This window comes from Nocardioides marinquilinus, from assembly GCF_039543705.1.
In the GTDB taxonomy this organism is placed as follows: Bacteria; Actinomycetota; Actinomycetes; order Propionibacteriales; family Nocardioidaceae; genus Nocardioides; species Nocardioides marinquilinus.
Window position 1 is genome coordinate 230973 of the sequence record NZ_BAABKG010000003.1, and the last position, 18115, is coordinate 249087.

General features: G+C 74.9%; 19 protein-coding genes. 8 read left to right on the plus strand and 11 right to left on the minus strand.

Going from position 1 to position 18115, the window contains the following annotated elements:
• Positions 1-19: 19 nt before the first annotated feature.
• Together ABEA04_RS12125 and ABEA04_RS12130 are read right to left on the minus strand one after the other, a co-directional pair.
• A complete protein-coding gene (locus ABEA04_RS12125) occupies positions 20-856 on the minus strand; it encodes a phosphotransferase family protein (protein WP_345458679.1) in 837 nt (278 codons plus the stop codon).
• Entirely contained in the window at positions 853-1518 is a 666-nt protein-coding gene (locus tag ABEA04_RS12130) for a nitroreductase family protein (protein ID WP_345458681.1), read from the minus strand. Before ABEA04_RS12130 ends, ABEA04_RS12125 begins: the two co-directional genes overlap by 4 nt.
• Before the next feature lie 70 nt (positions 1519-1588).
• Here ABEA04_RS12130 and ABEA04_RS12135 point away from each other — a divergent pair, with 70 nt between their 5' ends.
• From ABEA04_RS12135 to ABEA04_RS12150, 4 genes are all read left to right on the plus strand, one after another.
• Positions 1589-2281 (plus strand): hypothetical protein, encoded by a 693-nt coding sequence (locus ABEA04_RS12135; RefSeq protein WP_345458683.1) that lies wholly within the window; start codon positions 1589-1591, stop codon positions 2279-2281.
• Positions 2278-2925, plus strand: coding sequence for a hypothetical protein (locus tag ABEA04_RS12140; RefSeq protein ID WP_345458685.1), 648 nt, complete (start codon positions 2278-2280; stop codon positions 2923-2925). Before ABEA04_RS12135 ends, ABEA04_RS12140 begins: the two co-directional genes overlap by 4 nt.
• Before the next feature lie 70 nt (positions 2926-2995).
• Positions 2996-3376, plus strand: a complete 381-nt coding sequence (locus ABEA04_RS12145; RefSeq protein ID WP_345458687.1) for a hypothetical protein — start codon at positions 2996-2998, stop codon at positions 3374-3376.
• A gap of 109 nt (positions 3377-3485) precedes the next feature.
• Complete coding sequence (locus ABEA04_RS12150) at positions 3486-4094, plus strand: RDD family protein (RefSeq protein ID WP_345458689.1); 609 nt, start codon at positions 3486-3488, stop codon at positions 4092-4094.
• A 70-nt stretch (positions 4095-4164) separates the two neighbouring features.
• Here the strand turns inward: ABEA04_RS12150 and ABEA04_RS12155 are convergent, their stop codons facing one another.
• The 4 genes from ABEA04_RS12155 to ABEA04_RS12170 form a co-directional block, all read right to left on the minus strand.
• The gene (locus ABEA04_RS12155) at positions 4165-4929 is read right to left on the minus strand and encodes a sulfite exporter TauE/SafE family protein (RefSeq protein ID WP_345458691.1); all 765 of its coding nucleotides are present in this window, start codon (positions 4927-4929) and stop codon (positions 4165-4167) included.
• Positions 4926-6125, minus strand: a complete 1200-nt coding sequence (locus tag ABEA04_RS12160) for an SPFH domain-containing protein (protein WP_345458693.1) — start codon at positions 6123-6125, stop codon at positions 4926-4928. Before ABEA04_RS12160 ends, ABEA04_RS12155 begins: the two co-directional genes overlap by 4 nt.
• Before the next feature lie 24 nt (positions 6126-6149).
• A complete protein-coding gene (locus tag ABEA04_RS12165) occupies positions 6150-6611 on the minus strand; it encodes an NfeD family protein (RefSeq protein WP_345458695.1) in 462 nt (153 codons plus the stop codon).
• Between the two features lie 65 nt (positions 6612-6676).
• A complete protein-coding gene (locus ABEA04_RS12170; RefSeq protein WP_345458697.1) occupies positions 6677-7471 on the minus strand; it encodes an ABC transporter ATP-binding protein in 795 nt (264 codons plus the stop codon).
• Between the two features lie 24 nt (positions 7472-7495).
• On the opposite strand from ABEA04_RS12170, the gene ABEA04_RS12175 reads away from it, so the two are divergent.
• Positions 7496-8215, plus strand: a complete 720-nt coding sequence (locus ABEA04_RS12175) for a hypothetical protein (RefSeq protein ID WP_345458699.1) — start codon at positions 7496-7498, stop codon at positions 8213-8215.
• A gap of 340 nt (positions 8216-8555) precedes the next feature.
• Here ABEA04_RS12175 and ABEA04_RS12180 read toward each other — a convergent pair whose 3' ends face one another.
• A complete protein-coding gene (locus ABEA04_RS12180) occupies positions 8556-8900 on the minus strand; it encodes a nuclear transport factor 2 family protein (protein WP_345458701.1) in 345 nt (114 codons plus the stop codon).
• A 59-nt stretch (positions 8901-8959) separates the two neighbouring features.
• Between ABEA04_RS12180 and serB the strand changes: the two genes are divergently transcribed.
• The gene (gene serB / locus ABEA04_RS12185) at positions 8960-10177 is read left to right on the plus strand and encodes a phosphoserine phosphatase SerB (RefSeq protein WP_345458703.1); all 1218 of its coding nucleotides are present in this window, start codon (positions 8960-8962) and stop codon (positions 10175-10177) included.
• Here serB and ABEA04_RS12190 read toward each other — a convergent pair.
• The 4 genes from ABEA04_RS12190 to ABEA04_RS12205 are packed head-to-tail and all read right to left on the minus strand — an operon-like array spanning position 10155 to position 14238.
• Positions 10155-10787: a VTT domain-containing protein gene (locus tag ABEA04_RS12190; RefSeq protein WP_345458705.1), complete on the minus strand. Its 633-nt coding sequence runs from the start codon at positions 10785-10787 to the stop codon at positions 10155-10157. The genes serB and ABEA04_RS12190 overlap by 23 nt on opposite strands.
• The gene (locus ABEA04_RS12195) at positions 10784-11578 is read right to left on the minus strand and encodes an MBL fold metallo-hydrolase (protein WP_345458707.1); all 795 of its coding nucleotides are present in this window, start codon (positions 11576-11578) and stop codon (positions 10784-10786) included. Before ABEA04_RS12195 ends, ABEA04_RS12190 begins: the two co-directional genes overlap by 4 nt.
• Entirely contained in the window at positions 11575-13698 is a 2124-nt protein-coding gene (locus ABEA04_RS12200; protein ID WP_345458709.1) for an alkaline phosphatase family protein, read from the minus strand. Before ABEA04_RS12200 ends, ABEA04_RS12195 begins: the two co-directional genes overlap by 4 nt.
• A 9-nt stretch (positions 13699-13707) precedes the next feature.
• On the minus strand, positions 13708-14238 hold the full coding sequence (locus tag ABEA04_RS12205) for a SixA phosphatase family protein (RefSeq protein ID WP_345458711.1): 531 nt from the start codon (positions 14236-14238) through the stop codon (positions 13708-13710).
• Positions 14239-14262: 24 nt separating this feature from the next.
• On the opposite strand from ABEA04_RS12205, the gene ABEA04_RS12210 reads away from it, so the two are divergent.
• Positions 14263-15237 (plus strand): cyanophycinase, encoded by a 975-nt coding sequence (locus ABEA04_RS12210; RefSeq protein WP_345458712.1) that lies wholly within the window; start codon positions 14263-14265, stop codon positions 15235-15237.
• Positions 15234-18014: a cyanophycin synthetase gene (gene cphA / locus ABEA04_RS12215; protein ID WP_345458714.1), complete on the plus strand. Its 2781-nt coding sequence runs from the start codon at positions 15234-15236 to the stop codon at positions 18012-18014. The genes ABEA04_RS12210 and cphA overlap by 4 nt, the downstream gene beginning before the upstream one ends.
• The last annotated feature ends 101 nt before the right edge of the window (positions 18015-18115 follow it).

Here is an 18115-nt window from a genome sequence, read left to right on the forward strand (position 1 = left end):
CGATCGCGGCCGGGAAAGATCAGATCTTCTCCAGGACGGCGACCAGGCGGAGCTCGAGCCGATCCCGCTCGGCGGCGTCGGTGATCATCGCCGGGCGGCCGGGCGGCGGCAGCATGCCGACGACGTCCATCACGTCGACGTGCGGCTGTGGGGCGCGCCCGGTGAGGCGCGTGTAGGCCTTGCCGAGGGCGTCGGCCCGCTCCGTGCCGTGGCGCAGCGCGAGGTTGGTGGCGCAGTGGGCGACGTCGAGCCACGCCGGCCCGGTCGACGTCTCGACCCAGTCGACCAGTCCGGTCACCTCGTCGTCGCGCCACAGCACGTTGCGCGGTGAGAGGTCGCGGTGCAGGAACGTCGGCTCGTGCGGCGGCGGCGCGGTGCGCAGCAGGGCGAACGCGGTCTCCCACGCCTCCGCGTCCCGCGCCCACGCCGGCACGACAAGCTTCGCCTCCCACGCCCACGACTGGTAGTCCCGCGGCCACGCCCCCGCCGGCGGCCGGACGGCGTGCACCCGCGCCAGCAGCCGGGCCAGCCCGTCGACGACCTCGTCGGGCGCGTCGTCGCGCACCCGGCCCGGCAGCAGGGTCATCAGGTGGCGCCCGGACGGCGCGTCGAGCGCGAGGCTGCGCGGCGCCGGGAGGTCGGTGCCCTCGAGCAGGCGCTGCGTCACCGCCTCACGCGCCGTCAGCGCCGCCGCGTGGGCCCGCCACGGCTCGCGGTCGATCTCGCGCAGCACCGTGCGGCGTCCGTCGGCGTGGGTGAGGGCGAGCATCGTCGAGGTCATGCCGCCGGTGAGCGACTCGTGCGCCACCACCGGCGAGCCCACGGCCGTGCCCGCCCAGGCGAGCGCGTCGCTCACGGCGTGAACGGCTCGCCGTCGAACCGCTCCCGCGTCGCGAGCTCGGCGACCGGGCGCCGCCGCAGCCGGGTCACCTGCTTCACCGGCCGCCCGAGCGGGACGACGGCCGCCACCGCGAACCCGTCGGGCACGCCGAGCAGCGCGCGGACGGCGTCCTCCTCGGCGACCGCCATGGTGGTGATGGTGCCGCCGAAGCCCTCGGCGCGGGCGGCGAGCAGCACGTTCCACACGAGCGGGTAGACCGACGCGCCGCCGACGATGCCGATGCGGTCGAGGTCCTGGTCCATGGCGGCGACGACGCCGAGGTCGACGACGAAGACCAGAACGACGGCGGCGGTGAGCACCGGGCGGGTGAACGCCTCGGGCACCTCGGTCGCGGCGATCTCGTCGGGGCTCGGGCCGGGCGGGTGCAGCGGGTTCCAGGGGCTCTCCCCCGCCGCCGACTGCGCGACGTAGCGCCGCACCGCCGGTTCGTTCAGCTCGGCCAGACGCTGCCGGGTGGCCCGGTCGCGGACGACGACGACCCGCGTGCCCTGCCGGTTGCCGCCGCTGGGGGCGAACCGGGCGTGGTCGAGGATGCGGTGCAGCACGTCGTCCGGCAGCGGGTCGTCGGTGAACTCGCGGACCGCCGGTGTCGTGCGCATCGCCTCGTGGAGCTGCATGCCGGTCACGGTGCCACGTCGGGTTCGGCGATCCGCTGACGGATCGGCGGTTTCGACCCACACTGTGCCGGTGCTGCGTCGCCTCCTCCCCCTCCTGCTCTCGGTCCCGCTGGCCCTGACCCTCGCGTCGCCCGCCACCGCCGCGTCGTGGTCGTCCCCCGATGCCGCGGCCAACGTCGACGGCAGCGAGTACGGCCCGATCGAGCCCGGCGAGTGCTGGACCTCGACCGACGTCGACGCCACCCACCGCCGCGACCTCGACATCCGGCGCCTGAGCGTGCGCCACGGGCGCCGCGACGTGGTGGTGACGGTGCGGTTCGCCGACCTGGTCGACGGCCGGCGCTCCTCCCTCGAGCTGCCGATGCTCACGCCCCGCGGCGACTACACGCTCGACCTCGACGTCACGCCCCGCGGCCGCGTCCGCACGTCGTGGGTGCCCGGCTACCAGAGCGCGATCCTCGAGGCGGCCGCCGAGGCCGCCGAGGAGGACCCGGAGGGCTGCCAGGGCTTCTTCTTCGCCACCGAGCCCGGCCGCTGCCGCGGGCTCGAGGTCGAGCGGTCGCCCGCCGCCGACACCGTGCGCGTCGTCGTCCCGCGCTCGTGCCTCGGCGACCCGCGCGCCGTGCGGGTCGGCGCCTCCACCCACGGCTTCGAGGACGACCGGGACGGCGAGACGTTCCGCACCTTCTCCGACCGGTGGGCACCGCCCGGACGCGACCGCGGCTGGTTCGTCTACGGCCCGTGGGTGAGGGCCGCCGCATGAGGCGCCTGCTCGCGACCGCAGCCGCAGTGCTCACCGTCACCGTCGCCGCCCCGGCTCACGCCGGCTCATGGTCGGCGCCCGACCCCGCCGGCGACGCCACCAGCTACGCGTGGGACCCCGAGCCGGAGCCCTGCGGCACCTACACCGCCACGCGGCACGACGTCGGAGACCTGCGCCGGCTCAGTGTGCGACACGGCCGGGACGACGTCGTGCTCACCACCGTCATGGCCGGCTACGACGAGGTGCGCTACGCCTCGGTGACCTTCTCGATCCGCACCGAGCGCCGCGCGTGGACGCTCGACGTGGACCGCTTCCGGGGCCGCCTCGAGGCGGTGCTGTTCCACGACGACCGCCCCGAGACCGACGAGGTCGACGAGTGCGGCGCGGCGGGCTGGGTCTCCTTCGGCCTGCGGTGCGACCGGCTCTCGCCGAGCGCCGACCGCGCCTCCGGCCGGATCCGCGTCGTCCTGCCGCGCTCGTGCCTGCGCGACCCGCGGTGGGTCCGTGCCGGGGTCGAGTCGTTCGCCGGCCTCGGCGGCGGCGTCCAGGTGCTCGACGCGTGGGAGCCGCGGTCCCGGCGGGACGACGACCCGCTCACCCCCACCTACGGCCCCCGGGTCCGCCGAGCGGGCGCGGCGCGCTGAGGCGGACCGCTCCCGACCGGGTCCCGGGTGCGCCCCGGAGGGTGACCTACCGGCCAGTAGGGTCCCGGGCATGAACCCGGTCACCGCCCTCGCCCTCGGCCGCATCGGCGTCGGCGTCGCCTCGCTCGTCAACCCGCAGGCGGTCGCCGCCACGCTCGGCTCGTCGTCCGCCGACGGCTCGGCCGCGCTCGTCACGCAGTGGTTCGGCTCGCGCGAGATCGCGCTCGGCGCCGCCACGCTGCTCGCCTCCGGCGGCGCCCGGACGACGCTCGTGCTGGCCGGCATGGCCGTCGACGGCTCCGACGCCGCCACCGCCTACGCGGCACTGGGCCGGGGCACCCTCCCCCGCGAGGTCGGGATGGCCATGGTCGGCATCGCGGCCGGCGCCGTGGCCGCCGGGGCGCTCGGCCTGCGGCTGGTCAAGCGGCCGCCGCTCGTCGTCGCCGAGTGAGCCGGGCCGGCCGCGGCCGGCGCCCCGAGGCTGGGGCACGGGCGACACGGTGCCGACATGACCCGTATTCGTCATGCGGGCGCACTCCGGATCCTCCACACTGTGCGCCATGAACCAGCCGCCACCGCCGCCCCCCTCCTCCGATCCCTACGGCACACCGCCGCCCCCGCCGCAGTCGAACAACCCCTACGGAACGCCGCCGCCGGCCCCCGCGCCCGGTCAGACGCCGGTCGGCGCCCGACCCGGAGAGCTGGTCGAGCGGTTCCTGGCCCGCCTCATCGACGGCATCGGCCTCGGCATCGTCTTCGGCATCCTGTGGGCGATCTTCGCCGCCATCTTCATCACCGGCTACCGCAGCGTCGGCGAGGCGCTGCTGTTCGGCATCTTCTTCTACGTCATCACCACGGCGCTCTACATCGGCTACTACGCCTTCCTGGAGTCGAACCAGGGCGCCACGTTCGGCAAGCAGCTGCTGAAGATGAAGGTCGTCGGCCCCGACGGCGTCAGCAACCCGACCATGGAGCAGGCGCTGCGCCGCAACGCCTTCTACGCCGTCGGCCTGATCTCGATCGTCCCGGTCGTCGGCTTCTTCCTCGGCCCCCTGGCCACCATCGGTGCCTACGTCTTCATCGCGGTCACCATCAACAACGACACCGTCGCCCGCCAGGGCTGGCACGACACGTTCGCCGGCGGCACCCGGGTCCTCAAGGTCGGCTGACCCCACCCGCACCCGTCACGGCCGCCGTCCCCGCTGCGGGGACGGCGGCCGTCGCACGTCGGGGGTCGGCTCAGCGCAGCAGGATGACGGCGATCGCGACCAGGCCGACGACGACGATGACCGTGCGCAGGGCCAACGGCGGCAGCCGCCGTCCGACCTTCGCGCCGAGCACGCCGCCGATCACCGACCCGCCGCCGATGAGGGCGACCACCGTCCAGTCGACGTCGGCGACGACGACGAAGATCAGGCCTGCGACGCCGTTGACCGCCGCGGCCAGCACGTTCTTCACGCCGTTGCTCTGCTGCAGCGACTGCGCCACCCCGATGCCGAGCACGCCCATGAGCAGCACGCCCTGGGCGGCGCCGAAGTAGCCGCCGTAGACACCGGTGGCCAGCACCGCCGGCCACACCCAGCGAGCGTCGCGCGGCTCGGTCTCGCCGCGCGCCTCGGCCCGCGCCCGCACCCACGCCGAGAGCCGCGGCTGCACGACCACCAGCACGACGCCCAGCAGGATCAGCACCGGGACGACGGCCTCGAACGCCCCCGGCGGCAGCACGAGCAGCAGCACCGCGCCGGCCGCGCCGCCGATGAGCGAGGCGCTCAGCAGCCGCAGCACCCGGCCGCGCTGGCCGCGCAGCTCGGCGCGGTAGCCGATCGCGCCCGCGACCGAGCCGGGCACCAGGCCCACGTTGTTCGACACGTTGGCCACCACCGGCGGCACGCCGAAGCCGAGCAGCGTCGGGAAGGTGATCAGGGTGCCGGACCCCACGACGGTGTTGATCAGGCCGGCCACGAGGCCGGCCAGGGCGATCAGCGCCGCCTCGAGCGGCGTCACTCCCGGGTGGGGTCGTCGACGCCCGGCTCAGCGGGGGCGGGCACGTTGGTGGGGTCGACGGCCGGGTCGGTCTGCTGCGGCGCGGTCTGCGGCGTCACGTCGGCGGCCACGTCGGCGGCGTCGTCCGAGCGGCCGGGGTGAGCGGCGCTCTCGGCCGCCGCGATGGCCTCCTTGACGGCCTCGTCGGTGGCGCGGGTGCTGCCGAGCTCGCCGGTCGAGCTCTTCGGCAGCTGCGGCTCGGTGCTGCCCATGCTCACGCGCGTGCGCGGGCCGTCGACCTCCTGAGGGATGCCCTGCAGGTCGGTGAGGGTGGAGCCGAGGCCCTCGAGCGCCTTGCCGATCTCGCTGGGCACGATCCACACCTTGTTGGCGTCGCCCTCGGCGATCTTCGGCATCATCTGCAGGTACTGGTAGGCCAGCAGCGACTGGTCGGGGCGGCCGTCGTGGATGGCCTGGAAGACCGTCTGGATGGCCTGGCCCTCACCCTGGGCGCGCAGGATCTGCGCCTCGCGGTCGGCCTGGGCGCGCAGGATCTGCGACTCGCGGTCACCCTCGGCGTTGAGGATCGCCGACTGCTTGTTGCCCTCCGCGGTGAGGATCGCCGACTGCCGCTCGCCCTCGGCGGTGAGGATGGCGGCCCGCTTGTTGCGGTCGGCGCGCATCTGCTGCTCCATCGAGTCCTTGATCGACGGCGGCGGGTCGATGCCCTTCAGCTCGACGCGGTTCACGCGGATGCCCCACTTGCCGGTGGCCTCGTCGAGGACGCCGCGCAGCTCGGAGTTGATGGAGTCGCGGCTGGTCAGCGTCTCCTCGAGGTCCATGCCGCCGACGATGTTGCGCAGCGTGGTGGTGGTCAGCTGCTCGACGGCCTGGATGTAGTCGGCGATCTCGTAGGTGGCCGCCACCGGGTCGGTGACCTGGAAGTAGATGACGGTGTCGATCGAGACGACCAGGTTGTCCTCGGTGATCACCGGCTGCGGCGGGAAGCTGACGACCTGCTCGCGCAGGTCGATGGTGTAGCGCACCTTGTCGACGAAGGGCACCACGTAGTTCAGGCCTGCGGGCAGCGACTCCTTGTACTTGCCGAAGCGCTCCACGATGCCGGCCCGCGCCTGCGGCACGATGCGCACCGTCTTGACCAGGAGCACCACCACCAGCAGGGCGATGACCCCCATGACGATGTAGATGGCTTCCATGCGCTCTCTCCCTCGCTCGGTCGGTCAGTCGTCCAGCTGCGGCACCGGGTGGACGACGGCCGTCGCCCCGCGGATCTCGAAGACCTCGACGGTCTCGCCCTCGGCGATGACCAGGCTCTCGTCGTAGGGCGTGGCCGACCACACGTCGCCGTCCAGGCGGACCCGACCGGTCTCGGAGGCGCTGATGGCTGCCGTCACGATGCCGGTGCGGCCGACGAGCTTGCCGTGGCCCAGCTTCAGCTCGGGGCCGCGGTGCAGCCGGCGGGCGACGGGGGGTCGCACCAGCGCCAGCATGCCGATCGAGCCGGCGGCGGCGACGAGCACCTGCAGCAGCACCGGCGCGCCCGCGAGGGCGGCGACCATGCCGCCCAGGGCCCCGACGGCCAGCATGATGAGCACCAGGTCGAGGCTCATCATCTCGGCGACGGCGAGCAGCGCGGCGGCCCCGAGCCAGAGGCTCCAGAGGTGGTCGCCGAGCCAGTCCATGGGCCAACCCTAGTCAGCGGGGCCTGACCGCCGGCGGCCGGACTCGACCGCGGCGCGGCGCGGATTCAGCGGTGACGGGGCCGGCGCCGGGCCGCCCAGCGGCCGTCGTCGTGCTGCAGCAGCAGCGGCATCCCGAAGGTCGCCGACAGCGACGACTCGCTCAGGACGTCGTCGATCGGGCCCTCCGCCACGACCGCGCCCTGGCGCAGGAGCAGCGCGTGGGTGAAGCCCGGCGGGATCTCCTCGACGTGGTGCGAGACCAGCACCGTGGCGGGCGCGTCGGGGTCGTGCGCGAGCGTGGAGAGGGTGGAGACGAGGTCCTCGCGGCCACCGAGGTCGAGGCCGGCGGCGGGCTCGTCGAGCAGCAGCAGCTCGGGGTCGCTCATCAGCGCCCGGGCCACCTGCACCCGCTTGCGCTCGCCCTCGCTGAGGGTGCCGAAGGTGCGGTCGAGCAGGTGGGCGACGCCGACCTCGCGCAGCAGCTCGCGGGCGCGCTCGTGGTCGAGGTCGTCGTACTCCTCGCGCCAGCGGCCCACCACGCCGTAGGCCGCCGAGACGACGACGTCGCGCACCAGCTCGTGGCGCGGCACGCGGTCGGCCAGCGCGGCGCTGGTCAGCCCGATGCGCGGACGCAGCTCGAAGACGTCGACGGTGCCGATCAGCTCGCCCAGCACGCCGACGGCGCCGTCGGTGGGGTGCAGCTGCGCCGAGGCGACCTGCAGCAGCGTGGTCTTGCCGGCGCCGTTGGGCCCCAGCACCACCCAGCGCTCGCCCTCCTTGACCACCCACGTCACGCGGTCGAGCAGCACCGACTGACCCCGACGCACCGTGACGTCGGCGAACTCGAGGACGGCGGCCATGGCGGCAACCCTAGTGTGAGGGGCGTGTCGGACCCGCTCCCCCTCTCGGCCCGGTTGGCGTGGTGGGGCACCGCGTGGCTGCGGGGCGGCGTCGGGCCCGACGACCTGCTCGACGCGGTGATCGGCGACGACGTCTCGCACCTGGTGGTGGGCACGAGCGGCGGTCTGGTGACGCTGCTCGCCGAGATGCGGGCGGACGGCGCCACCGGCCTGGGCGCGGCGTTCGTCGCCGAGGGCGACCTCGTCGGGCTCGGCGGCCCGCCGGCGTTCAACGACGCCGCGCTGGCCGCGGGCGAGGCAGTGGTGGCGGTGGGCGCCGAGCACGGGCTCGTGCCGGCACGGGTGGGCCCGGTGGTCGAGTGGACGACGCACCACGCGCGCCGACGCCAGGTGCCCGACGTCGGCGAGGCCGACCGCCAGCTGCGCGCCGTCCTGCTCGAGAGCGCCGACCTGATGGCGTCGCTGGACGTCGCCCGCTGGCGTCCGGAGGTCGCCGACCGGCTGCTCGACCTGCGGCACCGACCGGCGGTGACCGCTCCCCCGGGGACGCCGCCGCGGTGCGTCGAGCTGGCCTCGCGCGGCCTGCAGGCGCTCGGCATCGCCGACCTGGCCCTCCAGGACGACGGCGGCGCGCTGTCGTCGTGGGAGGTCGAGCAGCGCCGCGGCGCCCTCACCCCGCTCGCCCGCGCGGGCCGCCGTGCGCTGGTGGCCGCCTGCTCGCCGGAGGCCTGGCCGCCGGGTTGAGGGCCCTTCAACAGGCTCAGGGTCCGTGGGGTCGGGTCGGCCTCGGAGGGCCGGAGCCAGCCCCGCGGTGGTCGAGGTGCGAGGCCGGCCACGGCCGAGCCTCGAGACCCCGCAACGATCACGCGGACGTTCGCGTGGAGGGCCGGTGGTCTCGAGGCTCGTCGCCAGGGCTCCTCGCACCTCGACCATCGTCGGGGCCGCCTGACGGTGGTCGAGGTGCGAGGCCGGCCACGGCCGAGCCTCGAGACCCGCAACGATCACGTGAACGTTCCCGAGGACGGCCGGTGGTTTCGACGACGCTCGTTCCTCGCTGCTCGACCACCGGTGAGCAGCCTCGGGCTCAGGCGTCGCGGGGCTTCTCGGCCTCGGTCCAGACCTCGACGGCCTCGGTGAGGACGTCGTCGCCCGCCGTGGCGAAGACGGCCACGTGGAAGGTCTCGGAGCCGTCGGTGACCCGCGCCCGCAGCACGCCGCGCGACCCGTCGGCCACGAGGTCGTCGACCACGAACCGCCAAGCGCCCGGGTAGTCGCGGTTGAAGGCGACGTAGGCGTCGGCGTCGTGGGTCTCGCCGGTGTGCACGAACCTGGCCTCGAAGTCGTCGGCCAGCACCGCGCGCAGCGCCGTCCAGTCGCGGGCGTCGATGGCAGAGGCGTAGCGGCGGAGCAGGACGTCGGCGTCGGTCACGCCCCCAGCATGGACGCCGCCACCGACAGCCGGGCCGCGACGCACTAGGTTCGCGGGCGATGGCCGCCCACCCCGAGACCCTGCTCGTCACGCTCACCGGCAACGACCGGCCGGGCGTGACGTCGTCGGTGTTCACCGCGCTGACCGCCGCCGGGATCGAGGTGGTCGACGTCGAGCAGATCATCCTGCGGGGCCGGCTCATCCTCGGCGTGCTGGTCACCGCCCCGCGCGACCCGCGCCGGCTCACCACCGCCGTCCACCAGACCGCCCGCGACCTCGGCATGCAGGTCGAGATCGAGCGCGGCTCGGGCGACAGCCCGTCACGGCGCACCGGCCGCGCCCACGTCACCGTCATCGGCAGCCCGCTGCGTCCGGGCCACCTCGCCGCGATCGCCGGTCGCATCGCCGACCTCGGCGGCAACATCGACCGCATCGAGCGCATGGCGCGCTACCCCGTGACCGCCATCGACCTGCACGTCTCGGGCACCGAGCCCGACCGGCTGCGGGCGCTGCTGGCCACCGAGGCGGCGCAGCAGGGCGTCGACGTCGCCGTGCAGCCGGCCAACCTGCTGCGGCACGGCATGCGCCTGATCGTGATGGACGTCGACAGCACGCTCATCCAGGGCGAGGTCATCGAGATGCTGGCCGCCCACGCCGGCCCGGACGCGCAGGCCGAGGTCGCCGAGGTCACCGAGGCCGCGATGCGCGGCGAGCTGGACTTCGAGGAGTCGCTGCGGGCGCGGGTGCGCCACCTCGCCGGGCTCGACGCCGCCGTCCTCGACCAGGTCTACGACGAGGTCGTCATCACCCCCGGCGCCCGCACGATGGTGCGCACGCTGCGGCGTCTCGGCTACCGGTTCGCGATCGTCTCGGGCGGCTTCTCGCACGTCACCGACCGGCTGGCCGCCGACCTCGGCATCCACTTCAGCCGCGCCAACGAGCTCGAGGTGGTCGACGGGCGGCTCACCGGCGGCATCGTCGGCGACGTCGTCGACCGCGCCGGCAAGGCCCGCGCGCTGCGCGAGTTCGCCGAGCAGGCCGGGGTCGACGTCGCCGCGACGGTGGCGATCGGCGACGGCGCGAACGACCTCGACATGCTCGCCGCCGCGGGCCTCGGCGTCGCCTACAACGCCCGGCCCGTGGTGCAGCAGGCCGCCGACACGGCGGTCAACGTGCCCTACCTCGACCCGATCCTCTACCTGCTGGGCATCTCGCGCGAGGAGATCGAGGCCGCGGACGCCGAGGCCGGGATCGTCACGCCGTCTCCCCCGGTGTGACGCCGCGGCCGTCGGCGCCCGCGGCGCCCGCGTCGCCCGCGTCACGCCGCCGCCGCGACAGCAGCGGCAGCACCAGGCTCACGACGAGGACGAACGCCACGACCACCACCAACGCCAGGGTCGGGTCGGGGATCAGCGCGTCGCCGACGATGCCCACCGTCGCGTAGACGGCCGCCCACAGCAGCGCGGCGGCGACGTCGGCGCTGACGAACCGCGCCACCGGGTAGCCGCCGAGCGCCGCCGCGAGCAGCACCGGCACGCGACCGCCGGGCACCAGCCGCGAGAGCAGCAACGAGCGCACCTCGTCGCGCTCCAGCCGCGCCCGCAGGTGCTGCAGGGCGCCGTCGGGGTCGTCGGCGTGCAGCCAGCCGACCCGTTGCGCGAGGGGCCGGCCGGCCTTGCGCAGCACGACGTAGGTGACCACGTCGCCGACGTAGGCGCCGGCCGCGCCGACCAGGACGACGACCACCACCTCCCACGGACGCTCGCCGCGCGCGAGCACCGCGGCCGCGCTCACCGCCGCACCGGTCGGCACGACCGGGACGACGGCCCCGAACGCGACCGCGCCGAAGAGGGCGAGCAGCCCGGCCAGGCCCAGCTCGCCGCTCACGCGGCCGGCCCGGTGAGGGGCACCCGCTCGCCGAAGGCGGGCGTCAGCGGCGTCGCGGCGAGCCCGGCGGCGTCCGCGGCCTCGTGGAAGCGCTGCGGCGGCGTGACGAACAGCCGGTGGTGGTTGGCCGGGCTGAGACGGCGCAGGGCCAGCGGCCAGTAGGTGCCGTAGTGCACCGCGATCGCCCAGCGCGCGCCGACGGCGGCAGCCGCGGCCACGGCCTGCTCGGGGTCGAGGTGGTCGTCGCCGAGGGTCGGACCCCAGCCGCCGATCGGCACCACGGCGAGGTCGACGGGGTCGACGTCGGCGAAGTCGGGGCGCACGCCGGTGTCGCCGGGGTACCAGACGGCCGCGTCGCCCACCGCGAACCGGAACCCCAGCGCCGGCGGCATCTCGCGACGGCGGGCGAGCCGGTGGGTGACCTTGTCGCGGGTGCCGTCGTGGCTGGCGGCCAGCACCTCGACGTCGACGCCGGCCACCGTGAGCCGGTCGCCCGGCGCGACCTCGACGACGTCGAGCGCCGCGAGGCCGGGCACGAGGGCGCTGGCCCCGCGCGGCACCAGCAGAGGCACGCGGCCGCACTGGCGCAGCGAGGGCAGGTGCAGGTGGTCGTGGTGCAGGTGCGAGACGAGGACGACGTCGCCCGCCACCGCCTCCCGCGGCGGCTCGGGCAGCGCGCGGCGCAGGTGGTAGAGCCGTCGCGGCAGCAGCGGGTCGGTGACGACGCGGACGCCGCCGAGCTCGATCGTGGTGGTGGCGTGGCCCCACCACGTGACCGCCTCGACGCTCACCGCCCGACCTCGGCGGGCTCCGTGGCCACGGGCTCGTCGTCGCGCAGCCCGAGCGTCACCAGCCGCTCGACCAGCACGCGGTGGACGTCGGTGCCGCCGAGGCGGCCCTCGGGCACGTCCCAGTGCTCGGGGTGGGCGAACAGCGCGAGCGTCTGCGGCCCGCCGATCCCGCCGTGCGAGCCCACGAGCTCCTCGAAGGCCGCCACCTCGTCGAGGCGCGGGTCGTAGCGGGCGAGCAGGACGACGTCGCCGACGTGCTGCTTGCGCTCGAGCGCGGCGAGGTCGGCCGCGGCGCCGGGACCGTAGACGGCCAGCGGGTCGTCGCCGTCGGCGGCGGACGCGGGCGCGACGGAGCCGTCGGGGGCGACCGCGCGTCGTCCGCGCCCGTTCTCGACCACCAGCGCGCCGTCGTCGCGGCGGGTGACGACCACGCCGACGTGCTCGAGCGCGCACAGGCCGGGCAGCAGCGCGGGCAGGGCCGCCTCGACCTCGGCCCGCGTCAGCCGGCCGGGGCGGTCGCACACATAGAGGTGGGCCAGGCCGCCCGAGGCGAGCACCTGCACCTGTGGGACGTCGGCGGGCCGGGCCGGCTCGCGGGTGGCGGCCGAGCGCTCGACGAGCCCGTGGCCGCGCGCGCCGCCGGCCCGCAGCAGGTTGGCGGGCGCCAGGGTCTCGGCCGGGGCGCGGTGCTCGTCGTCGTCCGCGACGCTGCCGGTGCCGCCCTCCCCCGGCTCGACCAGCTCGCGCACCGCCTGCGCCAGCGACCGCCCGGTGAGCTGGCGGAACGTGGCGCCCTGGGTCTGCCCGTGGTCGGAGACGACCGCGATCTCGTAGTCGCGGCCGACCTCCTCGGCCAGCTCGGCGAGGAACCGCAGCGCCCGGTCGAGGCTCTCGAGGGTGTGCATCGACTCCGCGCGGGTGGGTCCGGCGTGGTGGGCGACCTCGTCGTAGTCGAGGAAGTCGACCCACACCACCGGCACGCCGCGGGCCAGCTGGTCGGCCACGATCGCGACGCTGAGGTCCTTCAGGACGACGGTGGTCAGCCCGCGCAGCAGCCGGAAGGTGCCGCCCCGGTCGACCCGCGGGACGACGTCGCGGTGCCGCTGGCGGCGCGCCTGGTACCACTCGGTGAGGATCTCGCCGACGAACAGCACGATCGAGCGCACGAACCCGCTGCGCGAGGCGGCGTACTCGGCGGCGCCGCGCTCGCTGCCGGGCAGCCGGGCGTGGCTCATGGTGAGCGCGCGCAGCCCGGCGTCGCCGGAGAAGATGGTGGCCACGCTGGTGCCGCCGCCGGCGAGCAGGCCGCGGCCGTCGGTGAAGGCGGCCTCGACCTCGGCGGCGTCGTCGGGCCGGCTGGCCCGCACCACGCGGCCGGCGGCCTTGTCGTACCAGCGGAACCCCGGCACGGCCGCCTCCTCGCCGTGCAGCAGCACCGCCTGCCCGGCCGGCGTGGTCGAGGGGATGCCGGTGTGCCAGGTGCGCAGCCGGTAGTCGCCCGAGCGCAGCAGGCCGGTCAGGTAGGGCATCGACCCGGCGGCCGCGGCCTGCCGCAGCAGGGGCTCCGAGACGCCGTCGAGCTGGACGACGAGCAGCCCCGGCCCGCTCACCTCGGTGCGCCGCGCGGTGCGCACCGAGCGGCCCAGCACCTGGGCGAGGAAGACCTCCTCGCTGGAGGCGTCGACGACCCAGTTCAGCACCGCGGCGACGATCGCGACCAGCCAGGCCGCCAGCACGATCTCGGGAAAGTCGATCGGCTCGATGGAGGGCACCAGCGCCAGCGCCACGCCCAGGACCACGCTCTGCGCGAGGAAGCCGGTGAGCAGCAGCCCGAAGACGCCGGTGATGACGGTGATGCGGGTCAGCAGCGGCCGCAGCAGCGCGCCGACGAGCAGCACGGCGAGCACGAGCAGGACCACCGAGGTGACGTCGCCCTCGGGCACCTGCCGGCCCGGCACCAGCGCGAGGGTGACGGTGAGCGCCACGAACGAGACGACGAGCGAGCGGACGACCGCTCGCAGCCACGTCCAGGTCAGGCGCGTGCGGGCGAGGTCGCGCCGGGCCAGCGTCAGCCGCCGGCGGAGCGAGCCCTGCCCACCCTTCCCGCCCTGCCCGGTCACGGCGCGAGTCTAGGAAGCCGACGCGCGCCCGACGTGGAAGCCCGTCAGGCGGGCACCGCCGAGCGCGAGGTCGGCCCAGGCGCCGTCCACCTCGAAGACCGCGGCGGCGCCGGTCGGGAAGCCGCGCGCGGCGAGCTCACCGGACGGCGCCGGGTCGCCGTCGCCGTCGTCGAGCAGCTGCGCGAGGTAGCCCATCGTCGGGTTGTGGCCCACCACCACGGCGGTGGCCACGTCGTCGCCGAGCCCGCGCACCAGGTCGAGGGCGGTGTCGGCGTCGGCGGCGTACAGGCCGCGGTCGAGCTCGGCGTCGAGGGTCCAGCCGGCGCCGCGGCACAGGTGCTGCCAGGTCTGGTCCGTGCGCACGGCCGCCGAGACCAGCGCGTGGTCGGGGACGACGCCCCGCCCGGCCAGCCAGGACCCCGCCTCGGCCGCGTCGTCGCGCCCGCCCGGCGTCAGCTCGCGGGCGGCGTCGTCGCCCCCGCCGGCCTCGGCCTTGGCGTGCCGCACCACCACCAGCGTGCGGGCGGATGTCTGCGACATGGCGCACACCCTAGGGTGTCGGCCATGCCTTCCGGTCCGCTCATGGTCATCGGCGGCGCGGAGGACAAGCTGCGCCGACGCACGATCCTCCGGGAGTTCGTCGCCGCCAGCGGCGGCGACCGGGCCCGCATCGCCGTCGTCCCCACGGCCTCGTCCCTCGGCCCCGAGGTCGTCGAGGTCTACGACGCGCTGTTCCGCCGCGAGGGCGCGGCCGACGTGGTCGCCGTCCGCCCGCAGAGCCGCGACGACGCGCACGACCCGGCGACGGTCGCGCTGCTCGACGACGTCACCGGCATCTTCATGACCGGCGGCAACCAGCTGAAGCTGTCGGCCATCGTGTGCGGCACGCCGCTGGGCGACGCGATCGTCGGGGCCCGCGAGCGCGGCGTCGTCATCGCCGGCACCTCGGCCGGCGCCAGCATCCAGTCGAGCCACATGGTCGCCTTCGGCGGGCCCGGCTCGACCCCCAAGCAGCGGATGACGCAGGTGGCGGCGGGTCTCGGACTGCTCGAGTCGTCGGTGATCGACCAGCACTTCGACCAGCGCAACCGCTACGGGCGGCTGCTGATGATCGTGGCGCAGAGCCCGCAGCTGCTGGGCCTCGGCGTCGACGAGGACACCGCCGCCGTCGTCGAGCGCGACGAGCGCGGCCACGAGATGATGCGGGTCGTCGGCCGCGGCGCGGTCACCGTCATGGACCCCGCCCGCATCACCACCGACGCCTTCGAGGCCAAGCGGTCCCAGCCCATCCTGGCCAGCGGCGTCGTGCTGCACGTGCTTCCCGCCGGCCAGGTCTTCGACCTCACCGAGCGGGTGCTGGTGCCGCCCGTGCCGCAGGTCGACCCCGGCGAGGCCGCCGAGATCGCCGAGGCCGAGCAGGACCTGCGCCAGCTCGCCCGCGACATCGCCGCCGCGGACGCCGACCCCATCGTCCTGCGCCGCCGCCTCGCGCGGCGACGCGGCCGGCCCAGCCACGACCCGGACGGAGCCCCCGCATGACCGAGCGCCCCACCCCCGACCTCACCATCGCCGAGACCCGGGTCTACCGGGGCGCGAACGTGTGGTCCTACGACAAGGCCATCCACCTCGTCGTCGACCTCGGCACGCTGGAGGACTTCCCCACCAACACCATCCCCGGCTTCACCGACCACCTGCTCGCGATGCTGCCCGGCCTGCGCGAGCACTCCTGCTCGCGCGGCAAGCGCGGCGGGTTCGTCGAGCGGCTGGTCGAGGGCACCTGGCTCGGGCACGTCGCCGAGCACGTGGCGCTGGCGCTGCAGCAGGTCGTCGGCCACGACATCCGGCGCGGCAAGACCCGGGGCGTGAAGGGCCGCAAGGGCGTCTACAACGTGATCTTCGGCTACGCCGACGAGCAGGTGGGGCTGGCGGCGTCCCGCCTGGCGGTGCGGCTGGTCAACCACCTCGTCGAGGCCGACCCCGAGTTCGACTGGGACGCCGCGCTGGAGGAGTTCATCAAGCGCGCGCAGCGCACCGCGTTCGGCCCGTCGACGCAGGCGATCCTCGATGAGGCGGTCTCGCGCGACATCCCCTGGATCCGGCTCAACCAGTACTCGCTGGTGCAGCTCGGCCAGGGCGTGCACGCCAAGCGCATCCGCGCCACGATGACCTCGGCCACCTCGGCCATCGCCGTCGACATCGCCTCCGACAAGGACCTCACCACCTCGCTGCTCGGCGCGGCCGGCCTGCCGGTGCCCAAGCAGGAGATGATGCGCACCGTCGACGCCGCGGTGCGTGCGGCCGAGCGCATCGGCTACCCCGTCGTCCTCAAGCCGCTCGACGGCAACCACGGCCGCGGCGTCATCCTCGACAACGAGAGCGAGGACGACGTCCGCGCGGCCTTCGAGGTCGCCCAGGCCGAGTCGCGTCGCGGCTGGGTGCTGGTGGAGTCGCAGATCGTCGGCAAGGACTACCGCTGCCTGATCATCGACGGCCGGGTCGCCGCCATCGCCGAGCGCGTGCCCGCCTCGGTGACCGGTGACGGCACCTCGACCGTCGAGCAGCTCGTCGACACCGCCAACGCCGACCCGCGGCGCGGTGTCGGCCACGAGAAGGTGCTGACCCGCATCAAGGTCGACGACGCCGCCGTCACGCTGGTGCGCGAGCAGGGCTACGAGATGACCGACGTCCCGCCCGAGGGCGCGCACGTGAAGCTGGCGCTCACCGGCAACATGTCGACCGGCGGCATCTCGATCGACCGCACCTTCGAGGCGCACCCCGAGAACGTCGAGATCGCCGAGGAGGCCGCCCGCATGGTGGGCCTCGACATCGCCGGCATCGACTTCATCTGCCCCGACATCACCGAGCCGGTGCGCGAGACCGGCGGCGCGATCTGCGAGGTGAACGCGGCGCCGGGGTTCCGGATGCACACCCACCCGACGATCGGCGAGCCGCAGTTCATCGCCAAGCCGGTGGTCGACATGCTGTTCCCGCCGGGGGCGACCTCGCGGATCCCGATCGTGGCCGTCACCGGCACCAACGGCAAGACGACCACCTCGCGGATGATCAGCCACATCTTCAAGGGCATGGGCCGCAAGGTCGGCATGACCTCGACCGACGGCGTCGTCATCGACGAGCGGCTGCTGATCCGCGCCGACGCCTCCGGCCCGCGGTCGGCCCGGATGGTGCTGCAGAACCCGCGCGTCGACTTCGCGGTCTTCGAGGTCGCGCGCGGCGGCATCCTGCGCGAGGGCCTGGGCTACGAGCGCAACGACGTCGCCGTCGTCCTCAACGTGCAGCCCGACCACCTCGGCCTGCGCGGCATCGACACCGTCGAGCAGCTGGCCGACGTCAAGGCGGTGCTGGTCGAGGCGGTGCCCCGCGACGGGCACGCCGTCCTCAACGCCGACGACCCGCTGGTGCGCGAGATGCGGCGTCGCTGCTCGGGCCAGGTCGTGTGGTTCTCGATGGAGGAGCCGGGCCACGAGACCCGCGAGATGATCGACGCCCACTGCCGCCGCGGCGGCAAGGCGCTGGTGCTCAACCAGACCGAGCGCGGCGAGATGATCGTGGTCAAGCACGGCCCGCGCGAGATGCAGATGGCCTTCACGCACCTGCTGCCGGCGACGTTCAGCGGCCGGGCGCGCATGAACGTGCAGAACGCGCTGGCCGCCGCGGCCGCCGCCTTCGCCGCGGGCGCGCCGCTGCACGACATCCGGCAGGGCCTGCGCACGTTCTCGACGAACTACTACCTCTCCCCCGGCCGGCTCAACGAGGTCGACGTCGACGGCGTCAACGTCATCGTCGACTACTGCCACAACGCCCCCGGCATGCGCATGCTCGGCGACTTCGTCGACCGCGTCGGCGACTCGATGGAGTCCTCGCACGAGCTGGCGCGCCCCTCGCGCATCGGCATCATCGCCACCGCCGGCGACCGTCGCGACCAGGACATGCGCGAGCTCGGCGAGATCGCCGCCCACCACTTCGACGTCGTCATCGTGCGCGAGGACAACGCCCTGCGCGGCCGCGCCCGCGGTGAGGTCGCCGGCCTGGTCACCGAGGGCGTCCGCGCCGCGATGGCCGAGCCCGGTGGCGTGCGCTGCAAGCAGGTCGAGGAGGTGCTCGACGAGATCGAGGCCGTGCGCCACGCCATGGCGCGCGCCAACAAGGGCGACCTGCTGGTCATCTGCGTCGACCAGCACGCCTCGGTGATGAGCGAGCTCGAGACGTGGTCGTCGGTCGCCCAGGCCGGCGCCGGCGCCACCGACGACGCCCCCGCCGCCGACCCCGACTTCTCCCCCTCCCCCGCCGACGCCTGAGCGGCCCTCCAATGCCAGCGCCCGCACACGGACCCTGAGCTCGTCGAAGGGCCCACGGGAACGTTCGCGTCGACCGCCCGAGGCCTCGACGCCTCGCGCAG

Bases quoted from the DNA above. Each gene is read 5' to 3' on its own strand.
- ABEA04_RS12130 (WP_345458681.1), bottom strand. From the start codon at position 1,518: ATGCAGCTCCACGAGGCGATGCGCACGACACCGGCGGTCCGCGAGTTC.
- ABEA04_RS12140 (WP_345458685.1), top strand. From the start codon at position 2,278: ATGAGGCGCCTGCTCGCGACCGCAGCCGCAGTGCTCACCGTCACCGTC.
- ABEA04_RS12145 (WP_345458687.1), top strand. From the start codon at position 2,996: ATGAACCCGGTCACCGCCCTCGCCCTCGGCCGCATCGGCGTCGGCGTC.
- ABEA04_RS12150 (WP_345458689.1), top strand. From the start codon at position 3,486: ATGAACCAGCCGCCACCGCCGCCCCCCTCCTCCGATCCCTACGGCACA.
- ABEA04_RS12160 (WP_345458693.1), bottom strand. From the start codon at position 6,125: ATGGAAGCCATCTACATCGTCATGGGGGTCATCGCCCTGCTGGTGGTG.
- ABEA04_RS12165 (WP_345458695.1), bottom strand. From the start codon at position 6,611: ATGGACTGGCTCGGCGACCACCTCTGGAGCCTCTGGCTCGGGGCCGCC.
- ABEA04_RS12170 (WP_345458697.1), bottom strand. From the start codon at position 7,471: ATGGCCGCCGTCCTCGAGTTCGCCGACGTCACGGTGCGTCGGGGTCAG.
- serB (WP_345458703.1), top strand. From the start codon at position 8,960: ATGGCCGCCCACCCCGAGACCCTGCTCGTCACGCTCACCGGCAACGAC.
- ABEA04_RS12205 (WP_345458711.1), bottom strand. From the start codon at position 14,238: ATGTCGCAGACATCCGCCCGCACGCTGGTGGTGGTGCGGCACGCCAAG.
- ABEA04_RS12210 (WP_345458712.1), top strand. From the start codon at position 14,263: ATGCCTTCCGGTCCGCTCATGGTCATCGGCGGCGCGGAGGACAAGCTG.
- cphA (WP_345458714.1), top strand. From the start codon at position 15,234: ATGACCGAGCGCCCCACCCCCGACCTCACCATCGCCGAGACCCGGGTC.